Raw genomic sequence first — 14,509 nt, forward strand, 5'->3', positions numbered from 1 at the left:
TTACCACTAAATAGATGCTTGCTGCTTTCTAATAACAGCCTTTTCCATTGGTTAATTTGTGTTGGATGTACTTCAAATTCCGATGCTAATTCATTGGGCGTTTTATGACCTTTTAATGCCTCTATCGTAACTTTTGACTTAAATTCTGAACTGAACTTTTTGTGAGCCATTTTTTAACCCCAACTACAATCGTTTCTTTTCTATACCACTGTCTCATTTTTTGGGGCCACTTCTCCTTGCTTATCATGAGTCAAAACCCAGTCAAGAAATAAAAACAGGGTAATGCATTGATTTTACTTAACTAATTAATTTCATACAGTAAAAAATAGTCTTGGAGTCAAAACCCAGTCAAGAAATATTCTATACCCATGTCGGAACATACCCTGCTCTTGGATGCTCAGGATCCGCTGCTTGTATACGATGAGATTTTATCGCGGCATTAATAACTTTGGTTGCTTGTGAAGCATACAGGGTCAATTCCAAAACGTTCACAAAGCGTAGAATTTTTCATGCGCTCACCACTTAAATATTTTATTACTGCATGCTGGTAACAAGCTCGAATACGCTCATCAATGGTCATACTAGCAAAGGATCTGGGAGCATATAACATGGCTTGCATGCTCGACTTTTCTGCCTGAAATTTTGGCGGTGGCAATTGAAAAAGCTCTACACTCATAATAACCTTGTCCAATCCGCTGCCTTGCTCTTCACACAAACTCATACGACGCATCAATGCCGCAAGTGCCTCATTACGTGATCGAGGTGGTAAATCAATCATTCTTTCTGTTTGAACTAGAGATTCCCCGGGATTTGTAATTTCCAATCGATCAGCAAACAACTCCACTTGAGGACCAGCGCCTCTGACAGTCATGTCTTGATGGATCAGAGCATTAGCAATTAACTCATGAATCGCTATTTCTGGATAAAGTGGTTTTGATTCCCGATAGACCAAGCCAATGTGCTCATTTTTAGGCAGTAAATTATTAATAAACAGGACCAACTCTTCAAAACCGGATGCATAACCTTTATTCATATCATACCTATGCGTCACTACTGCAGCACGATTACTTCCGTCATAAGCAATGAAACGCACCGCTTTGCGGGCCAACGCTGAGTCAAAACGATTTAAATCATTTGCAAACAAAATCGCACCAAGATTGGTAATATTCCAATGATTTCCAACATCTTTGGTGATTAATGCATCTGCGTCCAGTTTTTCAAAAATGCCTCTTCTGTTATCAGGTAAATGTTGTTGGGTTAATTTAAAATAGGTTGGATAATCCAGTAATTCCAAAACCTGATTTTCAGATATATAAGGCAGAGCAATACCTTTCTCCCAAGTATAGGGGCGCATATTGCCAATTAATCGTTGAAAAAGGGCTGGGTGATCGTGAAGCTTTGGAGTGGCACTACCAATCCGGATATATGCAATACCATCATAGGTAACCGGAGCAATGGTAGCAGCAGGAATTTCCATAAGGATTACGCTGCCGTTTGGATGACTAATTTTTCTGAATGTAACGCCAGGATCCGGACTCAAATGCTGTGTTAACCATAATTGAAAGACTGTATTACCAACCAGTTGTGCATCAGGATCGAATGTTGTTCCTACTACATCATGAGTAGCATCATCAATACCCCAAAAAACATAAGCAAATTCTTTTTGCGCAACACGTGCTGCATTTGCCAATGCAGAGCAAAGCTTTCCTATCAGCTTGGGCTCAGAATTATTCTTTTTGAATTCCAACAAACTGTTTTCAGAAAATTGAGAACGTAGTTCATCAACCAATGCAATATCCCGTTCTTTCATGAGAAATAACCTGCTATAATTGTTTCGTTTGATAGCGGAGAATTTACTAAAACAGAATAATACTCACCAATTTCCTTTAGGTCGGCCTTATTATACTTGAATTCAAGACATTCAGTTTCTGATGGTAATTTAAGAAGCTCATTAAGCAATCCAGCATAATAATCAATAGGACGACCGTTCATTTCTTTGTTTTTCATGCCTCTTCCTGATATCTAAAGCTCAACTATGTTTTTAAACAATGCGCTTGCCAATTTTTTTTAATATTCAATTCAGCCAAATTCACCCCTAAAAAATGAGAATTAACTATTGAAACATCACTAAAGTAGTTTAGTTAAGTTGTATCTTTTTAGTTGACCAGTCTGTCTAGCCGCATTGATCATTAATTTTCGATATGTGCAGTTTCTTCTGCAATAAACCCTCTAGACCGCCATCTTGCCCTAACAAATGACTCAAATAAAATTCCCTCATCAAATTTTAAATGATCAGCATGGTCAGTAACAATAATTTGAGGCCGTATTTTCGACTTTTCTTCGGTCAAATCACAGAATCGAATTAATTCTCGATACATATTGACTACCGCATGTAAATCTTCGTCTACTCTATCATGCCTTGCCGTGCCTTCAGCAAGCTCTGCAGCACTGAATTCTTCTGCTACATCAGTTTGATAATTGGGAAAATAGACCTGCGTAGGTTGGTCAAGGAATAATATAGGTGGAATTTTACTTCCAAACTTAGAGTTAATAGCAAAAACTCTATGTAATGCTAAAAATAAAGTTAAATGACAATAAAGCCAATTAGCTCCACTTCCCATAGTTCTTAGAAAGATTTTTTTTCCTGTTGGCTGTTCATGCCAAAGATCGAAACTTTCCAAAGAAAACTTTAAGTTAATTGGATGATAAGATTCCTCAAAATCAAATTGCTGTCCAATCTCATGCATTGCGTCCTCAATTTGACTCTTTATTCTATTCAGGCGCTCATTCATATTGTATTTATTCAAATGCTCAGTCAATTCTTTTTTCTCTTTGTCAAGCTGTTCTTTTCTCAACTCAAGATCAGTACTAGAACGAGATATCAATAACTCTAATATGGCTTCAATACGCAATCTTGCCTTTATTGCCAATTCAGAAACAGGGCGTTTTTTAGACAAATCAGTGGTTTGCTTATCCAATATTGCCAATTTTTCCAGTACGTGTTTCAAGTCATTATGTTTATTTTCAATTTCTGCAGAAAACCTACGTTCATCTTCAGCAAAAGATTCCCGCATATATGGGGATAATCGAAGTTCATTATTTAACCAAGAAATCGCTTCTGTTAAACGATTAGCTTCCTGCTCATTATTATTGTTTTCTGATTCACAAAATGGACAAGTAGATATTGGAATTTCAGCAGAGAATGGAACACTTATTGTATCCATTGTTTCTCTGAATTTTTCTGCATACTTGATAGATGCTCGAGTTGTCATTCTATTTCGTTGTAGATCTCTAATTTCAGCATACAATATAGACTTAGCTTGTTCTAAAGAAGCTCGTTGTTGCTCAAAAGTAGAACTCAGTATATTAACTTGAATATGAGCATTACTAATCGCATCGAGTGCTTGCTGAGGATTTGTAATTATATGTGACGCACTGAGTTCAATTAAGTTTGTGCCGGTAATAGCTAAATATTCATCTAAAATTCTTGATATTTCCTCTTGAGTTTTATTTCTTTCTTCGGCTTTTCTCGGCAACATTAACATAAGCTTTTTAAGCTCTTGTTCTTTTTCATTTAATTGTTGGGATAAAATAAAATATTCTTGATCTGCAATCCCAAGAAATACTTTAAAATGATCTATAACTTGCTCCCGCTTTTCTTTTTCGTCAAATCTAAAAAAAATGGCGTGCTTGTTTGCAACAAGGTTTTGATGTTGCAGCATGAATGACATAAAACTTCGTATAGATGGTGTTGGACTTTTTTTACCATTATTATAGATCCTGGCTTCAATGTTCTCATCTATATCGCTAAGCGCCACATTGAAATATCGTCCCAGCTCCTTCTTAAAATCTTTTAAAGGAATAAAATAGCCAGGTGAAAAAAAATCACTATTCGTCGTTCTTAATCCTTCTATTTCTTGTTTGCATATGAGCTCTTTGATAAAACATAAATTGGAATTGCCGCGTCTCGCAAGAACCAACGCTAATGATGGAAATTGAAGAACAGTGAAATAGATATCAGCCCTTGCTGTAATAACCCCTTCAGGCACAGTATAATCACCACTCCCAAAACAATAATCAAAAATTTCAATAATTGCACTCTTACCAGTGGAAGATTTTCCCGTGATAACATTTAAACCTGAAAAAAACTCGACGTAGTGTGTTACTCCAGTATGGTCAAGAATGCCAATAAATTTGATAAAACAATTCATAAATTAGTTACTCCTAAGAGCTTGTACACCGTTGACACTTCATAAGGCTGAAATATTATAGCCAGCCGTTTAGCTGCTTTAATTTCTGCCGACATTATTTGATTAGAGTTATATTGATTATTTCCAACATACTCCAATGAAAGATCAGGATGAATTATAAGTCGTGCACAATCGATAGAGTTCTGTACAGCTAAACTGCATGTTGAGCGCAATTCCTCTAACCTTTGCGGAAGGCCAGAAAGATGGTTATTTTTCTTACAAAAGGTAATAAGAGTGCTTCGCGAGGTGGCACTTTGTAAAAAATTTCGTGATGCACGATAGAGTACGATAGGAAGTACCAAGTAACCTAATAATATATTTTTTTCAAACGGCTTAATATTCTGAAAAAAAGATTCGATAATTGGAGCTAGAAGCAAAGGGCTTCTTGTAAGTGTTACATAATGGTGAATTGCGTTTGCTGTCATTCCCACAGCTTCCATTGAAATTCATCAGATTCATCATCAGCGAGCATGTGTAACACACCGTTTCTGAATTCGATTGGAGTTTGCTCAAAGACAGAGAAAGGCTGAGGAAACTCACCTGTCAATTTATCATAGAAATTCTGAGAGGCGATGACGCGATCTTGAAAGAATTGTCTTTTTGCTATCCGATGCTCTGACTGCTGATTTTTTTTATGATTATTGGCATAAGTATGATAACAATTGGGATCAAAAGCATAATTTTTAAGCTCCTCCATCACTGTAATACTAGCTAGAATATAGTGGAGTATAGCTTCGGAAATAACATCGTGATGTTCTATTTCCTGAATCTTATGAACAAATCTTTTTTCTTTTTGTAACTCAATTTGCTCACTGGTTGGGTTCTTTAATTTACAAGGAAAAATAACTGTCAAACGATGATAACGTGCTGATATCTGCGTTAGCTGCTTGGAGAAACCGTCAAATGTAACCTCCCACCCATTTGAGGCGTTGGAGGAGCTAATTATATAACCCATCAGATCATTTAAAAAATCTTCCCTTTTAGCAGGACATATTGTTTTTGCATGTCTATCCAGAATTTTCTTACGTATTGCGCCAATGTCAGGAGAGTCGGACTCAATAGTTAGCTTTGAAATTATTGCTTTCAACCGCTCAGATCTTGAGTAATGAAGCACAAATCGCTGCTCTTTTAACACTTGAGATGGAATCTTGCCTTTTTGAATCCCTATTTTATTCTTAAACCGCTCTTCGGATATTTGTAGTATGGTTTGTAATTTTTTTAAACGCTCATCAACTGTAGCATCATTCCAATTCAAAAATTTGCTTGATGAGCCTATTGATTGAGTAGTAAATAAAATTAACGACGTATATGCATGATAATCGAATTCTGGCTCAAACCAATTTTTCAAAGTTTTCCAGAAGTTGAGATGATTGTCAGTCAGCGAGTCATTATACAGTTTAGTTTCTATCTGTTCTTGACCAGAAACGGTGACGTCACCAAATTTTTCAATCCATATTTTTTGGTCTTCTTCAAGCATAAATGCTCGTTCAAGTGCAACATAAAACTGATAGACTGTTCCCTTCACAGAAGCGGTATTATCATTAGGAATTTTTTTATCTGTATTCATTTCGGCTTGTAGGCTTTTTCTTGAGGTTTAGCTATACATACTTTGACATCAGTTAATGCCATTGGGGATATCTCCTTCACAACTTGTCGAAGTACCCTTAGATATACCCCAACTTAGGTTTGGATTTTGGGGGGTACTTGTTAGACATTATTGTATGGAGACTAAAGTATAAACCCTTTAAGATCAAGGGTTATGAGATAGTATTGGATGTTCTTAGATTTGAATTGGTGGAGGCGGCGGTAATCGAACCCGCTATAAGGATCTTTGAGCTTTTCATGAAAGACTACTGAAAGACCACGTCAATTCTGAGTTGCTGTTCTTTCTCTAAAATGCACCAAGTTATCTTTCATGGTCTGTAATTGTGTGCAGATGGTGTGCCGATTTGGTACCGAAAAATTTCCTCGTTAATAGCAAGAGACGAAAGTGATTTGGTTTATAGCCACTCATTAGCTGACAATGATAATCATATTATTCAAGAAATCGGAAAGGGACGTTGTTTAAACCTTTATGTCAGCATATATGGCAGATGATAACAAAAGAATTATCAGTCTTTCTAAACAGTAAAAATTAGTGGCTACGCTTTAATGAAACCTTGTCTCTGATTTCACCAGTTTAAGCTCACAATAATACAATCTTTCCTTGGAAATTGGATAATGTCTATTAATTCAAATGTCCAAGTTATTTCGTGCACATTCCTAAGATTTTTTCAAAATGCTTCTTCCTGCATATGGTAAAGAAGCCATTTCATTAATACGTAATAATTGGTTGTATTTGGCTATCCGATCTGTACGGCATAAAGAGCCTGTTTTTATTTGTCCACAACCAGTAGCAACAACAAGGTCGGCAATAAAGGTATCTTCAGTTTCCCCGGAACGATGGGACATGACACAATGATAGCCATTTTGATGAGCCAGTTTAATTGTCTGCCTGGTTTCAGTTAAGGTACCAATTTGATTGACTTTAATCAGAATTGCATTAGCGATTTCTTGGTTAATACCCTCTTGGAGAATTTTAGGATTAGTAACAAATACGTCATCGCCAACTAACTGTATTTTTTTTCCAAGTTGCTGTGTAAGTTGTTTCCATCCTGCCCAATCTTTCTCATCTAGACCATCTTCAATACTGATAATTGGGTAATTAGAAATCAGATCAGCGTAATAATCAATAAGTTGCAGTGAAGTAAATATTTGCTTTTCAGAGTCAATGTGATATGCACCTTGCTGATACAATTCTGAAGCAGCAACATCAAGAGCAAGCACTATTTCTTCTCCTAACTTAAAGCCTGCTGCATTAACGGCTTCACACAGCATATCCAGAGCCTGACGATTGGACTTTATATTAGGCGCAAAACCACCTTCATCCCCCACGGCAGTATTTAATCCTTGTTTTTTTAATACAGATTTAAGGAGGTGAAAAACTTCTGTCCCCATTTGGAGTGCTGTAGGAAAATCGGGAGCGCCCAAAGGCATGATCATAAATTCTTGAATATCAACATTATTATCCGCATGAGCACCACCATTCAAAACGTTCATCATAGGCACTGGCATCGTCATTGTTTCATTTTGATTTAATGACACGAATAAAGGTTGATGATGAGCATTGGCTTTGGCTCTAGCTGCAGCAAGCGATACAGCAAGAATAGCATTGGCACCTAATAGTGACTTATTTTCTGTTCCATCTAAATCGCACAATACCTGATCTAAAACAGATTGATCTTCTACCGACAAATTTTTTAATGCTGGATTAATATCCTGGTTTATGTGATCAACAGCTTTTTGGACTCCTTTACCTGCATAACGTTTCGAATCATTATCACGTAGTTCACAGGCCTCACGGCTTCCTGTTGAAGCTCCAGAAGGGACACTAGCCCTTCCCATGATGTCATTGTTTAAAATAACATCTGCTTCAACGGTTGGATTACCTCGAGAGTCTAAGATTTCGCGGGCTCGAATTTTAGTTATGTGCATAGTGATTCCCTGATTACGATTAATTAGTGTTTGGCTTGAAAGCTATTCATCACTCAAAGAGCCTTCTGCAAAGCGTACGGCTCCTAATTTCATTAAAGCTGAAGCTAAAGGTAACAAAGGCAGTCCAAGAATAGTATCCTCAGAGCCGCTTACTTCTTTAAATAGCCATTTACCTTGAGTTTCGTATTGATATGCACCACAACTTTGATAAGGTTTTTCGCTAAGTAAATAAGCTTCAATGATGTGTTCATTTAAAGGGTGCAAAGTTACTTCGGCTTGTTCATGATGTTGCCAAAGCAGTTTATTATTTTTTGCAATACAAAGACAAGCAATTTGCTGGTGTTTTTGACCACTTAATAAAGACAAATGCTGCATCGCTGTTTGATGAGTTAATGGCTTATTGAGTAGTTCTTGGCCAATAAGACACAGTTGATCGGCTGCAATGACAAAATGCTGCGGATATTGTTTACTTACTTCCAGAGCTTTGTTTGCTGCTAGAGCATAACCTAAATCAATCTTATTTTTAGTATGAAATGATTCTTTAATTGCTTCCTCATCATAATTAGAAGGAACAACAGTAAAGGAGATGCCTAGTGATTGCAATAATTTGTATCTTATCGCTGAGCCTGAAGCAAGAATTATAGGTTCTTGTTGTAGGAATTTAGACATAAATGGCTACTCCAGCCATGAGTACAAACCCAATAATTACAAAACTAAAGTCGCGCAGATTACAACAGCGTTGGACCATAACGCAACGTTCTAAACCGTGTAACGTTCCTAAATAAAGGAAGGTTCCTGCGGAAGCAGCCATTAAAATAGGATCAAAAACTGAATTGGTTTCTACTCCATGGTTAAAATACCAGCCCAAATAAATTCCTAATGGGGTCATAAAGCTAAATAAAATAAAGAAGATCAGGCTTTGACTCATTTTGAGGGAGCTTTTATTTAATTGTACTGCAATAGCAAAACTTTCTGCCCATTTGTGAGTAATAATCGCGAGGAACAACATAATAATGACCGAATTGGAATGAGCTAATCCCAAGGCTGCCCCCAGCATTACAGAATGAACAGAGAGCATTCCCCATGCTAGTAGTGCAAAAGCAGGATGTTCTGCACTTTGATGATGGTACAGTTCTTTGCCTAAGTGTTCAAACCAGAGAAAAATTAGAAATACAGCACCCGTGATAATAAATGCAAAAGGGTAGTCGTAACCCATTGATTTAAATAGAGTATTTGCTTCAGGCAACATATGGAGCAATGCGGCCCCCAAAAAAACACCTGTAGCAAGAGTTTCTCCTACAGGAAAATCAATATGTTGATTCTCTTTAATGCGTTTTTTAAAAGGGTACCAGCCAGCAAGCAAAATCACTATAAAAATTGAAAATGCAAAAAAGATTTTTAAAATGACCGCTGAGACCATGAATTATGCCTATCTTTAATCAAAAGCTTTGGACGCGTAGTTTAACCTAGGGTCTATTGGCATTTCTACCATCTTAACACAAATGAGTTTAACTTTCTGTGCTTTAAGGCTAATTTAGTTGATATTATGCAGTGCCCATTTTTATGGATGCATGGTTGGATGCAAACTAAATAAACGAATTTCTTTAATATTTGTATGTTCTTTTAAAACTAAAACAATTTGATCATGCAATTCTTGCCATTGAGTAAAATGTTCATCACAGGCTATATCAATACTTATTTTGCCATTAAGATAATGTAAATTCCAAAATAGAATGTGCGGGAAAGTACTCTGTACCATTTTAACTAGTTGTTTGTCGATTACATCCCGGTTAGGCAAATGTAAGAAATGGCTGGATGATTCATCGTCTTCTGGATCTACATGGACAACTACGTCTTTAACGCTATTAATTTGATCAACGAGCGCATGATGTACATGTTGAGCAATGTAGTGTCCTTCTGATACAGATATTTTCGACGATACTAAAATGTGTGCATCAATTAATACATCATTTCCCATGAAGCGACTGCGTAATTGATGAATTTTTTTAACCCCCGCTACGTTTTGAATAACCTGTGCAATTTGCATGAGTAGATCTTCGTCGACCGCAGTATCCACTAATTCTTTGAGGCTATTCCAGCCATAACTCCATCCCATTCTCACAATCATTATTGCAATAATAATTGCGGCCACCGTATCAAGATAAACAAAACCCGCTAAGCTTCCTATTAGTCCCAGAAGCACTACCAGTGATGAGGCTGAATCGGAACGGTGATGCCAGGCATTGGCAGTAATTAACTTGGAGTTGATACGTTTCCCTATGCGTATAGTGTAATGAAACAAAAGTTCATTACTAAGAATGGATAAGCAAGTTATTGGAATAGATAACCAATCTGGAATGGTAAACTTTGTATGAATTAATTCATAAATTGAATTCCAGGCGATACCAATTCCGGCAAGGATAAGTAATAAGGATAAAAAAAGCGTGGCTGCTGTTTCTATACGTTGGTGTCCATAAGGATGATTATCGTCTGCATCAATGCTTCCATATTTGGAAGCCAGTAAAACCATTGCGTCGGTAATGAGATCGGAAAAAGAATGAATCCCATCAGCAACAAGTGCATGGGAGTGAAATAAAAAACCACCGATTAATTTAATGAATCCTAGAGTGGCATTAGAAATCGCTCCAATCAGAGTTACTTTTTTAGCATGCCAATATCTGTCGTGTCGAATCATGGTGGTTTTGAATGAATACTTTAGGCTTATTTAAACACGGTTATAAATTATTTTGTATCAAAATTTATAACCTCTGTTAAGTTAGCAGTGTGTGTCGTTCTAATGCAGTCTTAAATGCATTGATAATATATGGTGTTTTAGATGCTATGCACACGATTATCCACAGAATTTGTGGATAACTAGTCGATGTCTCGAAATAATTTGTGTATAAAAAAACCAATCAATCGTAATTTAATCCTTCTTCAACCTCTTGTTTCAATTATCAAGTGACAGCAACAACTAATTTTTGAGATTTTTTGTAGTAAAGTAAGTTAAATGACTTATAGAATCAGGAAGTTAAAATTTTGCTCACTATCTAAAGCATCTAATGAGTCAGCTAATCGTATGTAATACTTTACATCCTATACACAGAGTTATCCACAGAATTTGTGAATAAATAAATTTTTTTGTTTATGGTGTTGAATAGGCTTTAAGCCTTATAGAGTAAGGGTTTTTCTAATGAGAAGATAAAGAATGTATTTTAGTTATACGAACTGGTTATGAGAGATATCCACAAGGAGATTTCTTCTAATATTGAAAAAGGAATCTAACATATTAACAAAGAAAAAAATAAAAAACAGTCTTTACTTAAGAATTTTTCTAAAATATTTTTATCTGTCGGACTAGGAAGCCCACTTTTAAAAAACTATCAGCTACTTTCTATCACATTGGCAAGTTTTCAATCATGCTAGGAGCTAACTGATAGTACATGATGTTTTACACCCTATTCACAGTTTTATCCACAGAATTTGTGGATAAAGGTCGTTAATGTGGATCGCTTTGATTGTGAAAACGTGGTATCACTCATATAAGTGATGTATTTTCTGGAGCGAGAACATCCAACCTTTAGCTAGTGGAATAAACAATTCAAAAATTTTCACACTAGGAAAAACAAGCGATTTTCCACCTTTTGAAAAAATCAAATTTTAACATGCTGTAGATTCCATAATAAACCGGCGAATTTCTTCATGTTCAAGAATTTGCTCAAATTTTCCTATCCTCCACCATACTAGAGCTGGGGCTTTATAATCGGTTTTTTTACCGTTATATGCATGAATAGTTTTATTCAATACAGCCATTAATTTCGTAGAATAATCAGCGATGACATCAATTTGAGCTTTTTTTTCATAAAATTGCTTGAACTCATTTTGATTTGTCAAAGGTGAACGAATCATTTGATTCTATAAAAAGCAAGCACCGTTTCTTTCGTTGGGGTTGGCATGATGTTCTCCATTTATTTCTAATGTAAATAAATATTTCATGTACTTACTATAGATTATTGTATTGAAACTTTTTGGCTAAACTAGATAACCGAATTGGGGAACAGCATTCGGCTCATTGCCATTAAGCTAATTCCAGTTATGGGTAAGAATCTATTTGATCCAGATCTATTCGAGCAGGAAGAGCGGTAGCGAGAAGTTTTGGTTCTGGACTTGAATCTCGTCTCCAGGCTTCGAGACGCAGCTAAAGCTGTTCCTCTGAATTGACGGTGCTAAAACAGAAACTCAGCTAAAGGGTTGTACATAATATTTTACATCCTATACACAAAGTTATCCACAGAATTTGTGGATAAATAATTTTAATATTTATCGAGATAAATAGGCTAGAACCCTTATGAAATAAGGACTTTCAAATGAATGGATTAAGAGTGGATTTTTAGTTATTGAAATCGTTTATAAATAGATATCCACAGACTTATGTGTGGCAAAGTTTAGAATGGAATCTAACATATTAACAAAGAAAAAAATAAAAAACAGTCTTAACTTGAAAATTTTTTTAAAATATTTTTATCCTTGCAAAAATTGCTCAACATTACCAAGCCAACGTTGTGTAATTGCACGAGCTATTTCTGGTGAATCCAGTATTAATTTTTTAACAATAGGTGATAAAAGAGTTATTAAAGCCTGATCTCGTTGTAAATTAGCTAACTTAAATTGTCGATAACCTGTTTGTCTTGTTCCCAAAACTTCACCAGCTCCTCTTAACTCCATGTCTTTTTCTGCAATAATGAAGCCATCATTGGTAGCACGCATTATTTTTAAACGTTCAGCTCCTTGCTGGGAAAGAGGAGATTGATAAAGTAATATACAATGTGATTGAGTGCTTCCTCGTCCGATGCGACCACGTAATTGATGGAGTTGTGATAAACCTAAACGCTCGGCATTTTCAATGATCATCAAGCTGGCATTAGGAACATCAAGGCCAACTTCAATGACAGTAGTTGCTACTAATAAACTAATTTCTCCTGATTTAAAAGCAGCCATTGTTACTTCTTTTTCCACTGTCTTCATGCGTCCATGTACAAGACCTACACGTGCATTTGGAAGTTGTGCTTGCAGTAGTTGTGCTGTTTCGGTAGCAGCCACGCATTGTAATTTTTCAGATTCTTCAATTAACGTACATACCCAGTAAATCTGACGTCCATCAGCAATGGCTACCTTTAATCGATCAATCACTGCTTCACGTTTGTTTTGACCTAATACGGCCGTGGAGATAGGTGTTCGTCCTGGGGGTAATTCATCAATAATCGAGATATCCAAATGTGCAAAATGAGTCATAGATAAAGTTCTTGGAATAGGTGTTGCCGTCATTAAAAGCTGGTGAGGGATATGTTGCTCGTTTTGTCCTTTTTGTTGCAGCAACAATCGTTGCTCTACTCCGAAACGATGTTGTTCATCGATAATCACTAAACCTAAACGTGCAAAAGTAACCTCTTCTTGAAATAAGGCATGAGTACCGATAGCAAGTTGACAACTTCCATCCGCAAGTGCTGCAAAAGCGTTACGACGCTCGCTGATTTTCATTTTACCACTTAGCCTTACAATTTTAATTCCTAAGGGTGCAAGCCAATGAGTCAAATTATTGGCATGTTGTTCACTTAATAAATCGGTCGGAGCCATAAAAGCAGCTTGGTGTCCGTTAGCAATTGCTTGCAGCGCCGCAAGAGCAGCAATAACTGTTTTTCCCGCGCCTACATCTCCTTGCACTAGTCGTAACATTGGTTTAGTTTGAATTAAATCCCTACTGATTTCTTGCATCACTCTTTGTTGTGCTTGAGTTAGTGTAAAAGGTAATACATCCATGAAGCGTTGATTTAGGACAGCATCAATAGGTAGGGGTGCTGCGTGTAAAGCGCTGCGGGATTGTCTGGCAAATTGCATACTGAGACGCTGAGCTAATAATTCATCAAAAACCAGGCGTTTTAGTGCCGGATGTTGTCCTTGTTCCAAAGATTGTATAGAAATGTCAGGAGGGGGGGTATGCAGTAATTTAAGCGCCTCAGCCATAGGATAAAAATTGTTGGTTTGCAATTGTTCTTTGCTCATCCATTCTAATTGTTCCAATTCGTGATCACAATATTTAAGGGCAAGTAATACGATTTGTCTTAATCGGGTTTGGTTTAATCCTTGAGTACTTGGATAAATAGGAGTTAATGTTTCATTAACCCTACATTTCTCACCTTCGGCTAGTAATTGATATTCCGGATGAGTCATGGTTAATTGATTATTAAATTCACGCGCCTCTCCAAAGGCATGGATCATGGCGCACTGTGTTAATGTTTTAATTTGCTGCGTGTTAAAGTGAAAAAATTGCAGCTTGATAATTCCTGTTTTGTCTTCAACAAAACAATTGAATCGGGCTCGTTTGCCTGGTTTGATTTCAGTTTTACATACACGTCCAGCAATAACAGCCCAGTCATTAGGCCGTAAATCCTGGATAGGGGTAATTCGAGTTCGGTCTTGGTAGCGGTAAGGTAAATGAAAGAGTAAATCATGCACAGTATAAATACCGCATTTAGCGAGTTTTGTTGCCAGCGTTGGTCCGACACCAGTTAATGCATCACATGAGTTGGAGAGCAAGATCGTACTTATCATGAAAAATTTAATGTGGCAGTGTAACTTGAATTTAGAGTTTATGTCACCTCTGCCACTTAAAACCTTTTCAATTGGTATGAAAAAGAGCATAATAATCTTATTTTTTTATGGAAAAT

General features: G+C 36.5%; 12 protein-coding genes. All 12 read right to left on the bottom strand.

Translation table 11 applies throughout. The features are described from left to right. Positions 1-170, bottom strand: a 170-nt coding sequence (locus WA877_RS05225; RefSeq protein WP_425169912.1) for a transposase, incomplete at its 3' end; no start/stop codon positions are given. Between the two features lie 269 nt (positions 171-439). Then, on the bottom strand, positions 440-1,810 hold the full coding sequence (locus WA877_RS05230; RefSeq protein ID WP_425169880.1) for an ATP-binding protein: 1,371 nt from the start codon (positions 1,808-1,810) through the stop codon (positions 440-442). Further along, a complete protein-coding gene (locus tag WA877_RS05235; protein WP_425169881.1) occupies positions 1,807-2,007 on the bottom strand; it encodes a hypothetical protein in 201 nt (66 codons plus the stop codon). Before WA877_RS05235 ends, WA877_RS05230 begins: the two co-directional genes overlap by 4 nt. A gap of 182 nt (positions 2,008-2,189) precedes the next feature. Further along, positions 2,190-4,211, bottom strand: coding sequence for a DUF3732 domain-containing protein (locus WA877_RS05240; RefSeq protein WP_425169882.1), 2,022 nt, complete (start codon positions 4,209-4,211; stop codon positions 2,190-2,192). Beyond that, positions 4,208-4,675: a three component ABC system middle component gene (locus WA877_RS05245; RefSeq protein ID WP_425169883.1), complete on the bottom strand. Its 468-nt coding sequence runs from the start codon at positions 4,673-4,675 to the stop codon at positions 4,208-4,210. The genes WA877_RS05240 and WA877_RS05245 overlap by 4 nt, the downstream gene beginning before the upstream one ends. After that, entirely contained in the window at positions 4,672-5,817 is a 1,146-nt protein-coding gene (locus WA877_RS05250) for a hypothetical protein (protein ID WP_425169884.1), read from the bottom strand. The genes WA877_RS05245 and WA877_RS05250 overlap by 4 nt, the downstream gene beginning before the upstream one ends. Before the next feature lie 695 nt (positions 5,818-6,512). After that, positions 6,513-7,784, bottom strand: a complete 1,272-nt coding sequence (gene eno, locus WA877_RS05255) for a phosphopyruvate hydratase (protein ID WP_425169885.1) — start codon at positions 7,782-7,784, stop codon at positions 6,513-6,515. 42 nt (positions 7,785-7,826) lie between these two features. Next, positions 7,827-8,453 (bottom strand): Maf family protein, encoded by a 627-nt coding sequence (locus tag WA877_RS05260; RefSeq protein WP_425169886.1) that lies wholly within the window; start codon positions 8,451-8,453, stop codon positions 7,827-7,829. Next, complete coding sequence (locus WA877_RS05265; RefSeq protein WP_425169887.1) at positions 8,446-9,204, bottom strand: ZIP family metal transporter; 759 nt, start codon at positions 9,202-9,204, stop codon at positions 8,446-8,448. The genes WA877_RS05260 and WA877_RS05265 overlap by 8 nt, the downstream gene beginning before the upstream one ends. A 141-nt stretch (positions 9,205-9,345) precedes the next feature. Then, positions 9,346-10,479 (bottom strand): cation diffusion facilitator family transporter, encoded by a 1,134-nt coding sequence (locus WA877_RS05270; RefSeq protein ID WP_425169888.1) that lies wholly within the window; start codon positions 10,477-10,479, stop codon positions 9,346-9,348. A 965-nt stretch (positions 10,480-11,444) separates the two neighbouring features. Then, entirely contained in the window at positions 11,445-11,693 is a 249-nt protein-coding gene (locus WA877_RS05275; protein WP_425169889.1) for a hypothetical protein, read from the bottom strand. A gap of 612 nt (positions 11,694-12,305) precedes the next feature. Next, positions 12,306-14,378, bottom strand: coding sequence for an ATP-dependent DNA helicase RecG (recG, locus tag WA877_RS05280; RefSeq protein WP_425169913.1), 2,073 nt, complete (start codon positions 14,376-14,378; stop codon positions 12,306-12,308). Positions 14,379-14,509 lie beyond the last annotated feature (131 nt).

Origin of the sequence: Legionella sp. (assembly GCF_049790535.1) — a bacterium.
Classification (GTDB): domain Bacteria; phylum Pseudomonadota; class Gammaproteobacteria; order Legionellales; family Legionellaceae; genus Legionella.

Bases quoted from the DNA above. Each gene is read 5' to 3' on its own strand.
- WA877_RS05230 (WP_425169880.1), bottom strand. From the start codon at position 1,810: ATGAAAGAACGGGATATTGCATTGGTTGATGAACTACGTTCTCAATTT.
- WA877_RS05235 (WP_425169881.1), bottom strand. From the start codon at position 2,007: ATGAAAAACAAAGAAATGAACGGTCGTCCTATTGATTATTATGCTGGA.
- WA877_RS05240 (WP_425169882.1), bottom strand. From the start codon at position 4,211: ATGAATTGTTTTATCAAATTTATTGGCATTCTTGACCATACTGGAGTA.
- WA877_RS05245 (WP_425169883.1), bottom strand. From the start codon at position 4,675: ATGACAGCAAACGCAATTCACCATTATGTAACACTTACAAGAAGCCCT.
- WA877_RS05250 (WP_425169884.1), bottom strand. From the start codon at position 5,817: ATGAATACAGATAAAAAAATTCCTAATGATAATACCGCTTCTGTGAAG.
- eno (WP_425169885.1), bottom strand. From the start codon at position 7,784: ATGCACATAACTAAAATTCGAGCCCGCGAAATCTTAGACTCTCGAGGT.
- WA877_RS05260 (WP_425169886.1), bottom strand. From the start codon at position 8,453: ATGTCTAAATTCCTACAACAAGAACCTATAATTCTTGCTTCAGGCTCA.
- WA877_RS05265 (WP_425169887.1), bottom strand. From the start codon at position 9,204: ATGGTCTCAGCGGTCATTTTAAAAATCTTTTTTGCATTTTCAATTTTT.
- WA877_RS05270 (WP_425169888.1), bottom strand. From the start codon at position 10,479: ATGATTCGACACGACAGATATTGGCATGCTAAAAAAGTAACTCTGATT.
- WA877_RS05275 (WP_425169889.1), bottom strand. From the start codon at position 11,693: ATGATTCGTTCACCTTTGACAAATCAAAATGAGTTCAAGCAATTTTAT.